Source organism: Pseudomonas sp. BJa5 (genome assembly GCF_030272875.2).
GTDB lineage: Bacteria > Pseudomonadota > Gammaproteobacteria > Pseudomonadales > Pseudomonadaceae > Aquipseudomonas.
This window is the reverse complement of record NZ_JALRNG020000216.1, coordinates 1-238: the sequence shown is the minus strand read 5'-3', so window position 1 is coordinate 238 and position 238 is coordinate 1. Positions and strand designations below refer to the sequence as shown.

1 pseudogene is annotated in these 238 nt (G+C 61.8%); it reads right to left on the bottom strand.

Annotated elements, in window-relative coordinates:
- Positions 1 to 173, bottom strand: a pseudogene (locus M2D63_RS26080) (HAAAP family serine/threonine permease); the annotation flags it as partial.
- Positions 174 to 238: the final 65 nt, after the last annotated feature.

Below are 238 nucleotides of genomic sequence, written 5' to 3'. Positions count from 1 at the left end.
AGCAAAGGCCAGAAACCACCGAGCCCGGCGTTGATCGGCAGGAACAGGGTTACGGCGCCGATGGCCGTGCCAAACAGGCCCAGCATCCAGGAGGTGTCGTGACGGGACCAGCTGCCGTGGGCGGCTGGGGTCGATTCAAAGCGTTGTTCAACGCTCTGGGCCTGCTCATTCATCCGGGTGCAACTCCACTCGCAAGACTGCAACAGAGCTGAGAGTGGCGAAACAGACGCTTCACGCA